Genomic DNA, 1531 nt, shown 5'->3' on the forward strand with positions numbered 1-1531 from the left:
GGCCCACACACTGTTTGATCGGATCTACCAGGTTGGGGACAGCTGGGTGGACAACGGGTTGCACTTCGCGCTGAGCAGCGAGGTGCTCGCGATCGCCGCCGCCGCTGGCGTCGACACGACCGGGCTGCAGCCCATCCCGTACCCGCCGTACGCTCAGCACTATTCCAACGGACCGGTGTTCGCCCAGATCACCGCGGATCTGCTCGGCGCCGACCTGACCGATTTTGCGGGCGGCGGCGCCCATGCGCTCGGCACGTTCCCGTTCGGTGTGATCGCAGGCTTTATCTATCCTCCCGAGGTGATAGCGGCCGTCGCCGCATCCCCGGAGGGCCAGGCCGTCCTTAATCACGATCTCAACCTTGCGGGCCAGGTCGCTGACCTCGTCGCGGTGACCTCGGCGGACCCGCCTTCGAAGCATTCGGCGCTCGTGAGCACCTCGATGGGGATGAACGACATCATCGATCTTGAAGCCACTCCTGGTAGCTCGCTCGGCGATGCTTTGCACCTGGCGGGGCAGATCGTTCAGGCCAATCTTGACCTCGCCCACACCGCCTTCGACCAAGGGATTGGCACGGTCATCTTCGACACGTTCCCCGCAACCACTTTCCTTCCGCTCGTGAGCCAGTTCCCGCCTGGATCCCAGGCGATCGGCGATGCGGCGGTCGACGCCGTCAATCTAGGGCTCAAGGCCGCGGCGCTCGAGCTGCGTCACGAGGGCCACGACGTCCGCATCGTCGATATTGCAAGGATGGCGGACGAGGTCAGGGCTGACTATCGAACGTTCGGATTCCTGGGTATCGATCAGCCGGTGCTGCTCGGGGACGGTCACGGTGTCGTGTTCAGCCCCAACCCGGATGCCCCGCCGATTGAGCAAGCCGCCTTTTGGGATGTTGGTCATCCGACCGCAAACCTGCACGGCATCTTCGGTGCGTTCTCGGCGGCGTCGCTGACCTCTCACACCGACTTCCGCGGCGCGGGAAACGACTTCATCGATGGGAGTTCCCACGACGACCTCGTCCTGGCCGGCGCCGGCAACGATCGGGCAGAGCTCGGTGCGGGCAACGACATCATGTTCGGCGGGCTGGGCAACGATGTCGCCGATGGCGGGGCGGGCTCCGACCTCATCGCCGGCGGTGCGGGCAACGATCGACTTTCGGGCGGCGCTGGAACGGACGTGCTGGCCGGCAATGCCGGCAACGACTGGCTGGATGGCGGTGCCGGCCATGATGCTCTGATCGACGGGCTGGGCAGCGACAGGCTGTTCGGCGGCACCGGCAACGACTGGTTCTTCGCGACCCAGGCCCAGATACTGGGCGGAAGCGGCGGCGACAGGGACCATTTCGATGGCGGCGCCGGCGTCGACACACTCGCGGTCCTGGTCGATTCGGCGACGCTCGCCGTCGAACAGGCCAACATCGACGCGCACTTCGTTCCGGGCCATGCCTTCACCTTCAGCACCATGGACCTCACGATCACCGGGATCGAGCGGATCGTGCTCACGACCGAGTTCGGCTTCGCCGATGTGTCGCTG

The 1531-nt window shown here is 65.7% G+C and carries 1 protein-coding gene; it reads left to right on the forward strand.

Translation table 11 applies throughout. The features are described from left to right. The coding region (locus RSO01_RS46685) for an SGNH/GDSL hydrolase family protein (RefSeq protein WP_373868009.1) at nucleotides 1-1531 on the forward strand (1531 nt) is incomplete at both ends.

The organism is Reyranella soli, from assembly GCF_007992495.1.
GTDB lineage: Bacteria > Pseudomonadota > Alphaproteobacteria > Reyranellales > Reyranellaceae > Reyranella > Reyranella soli.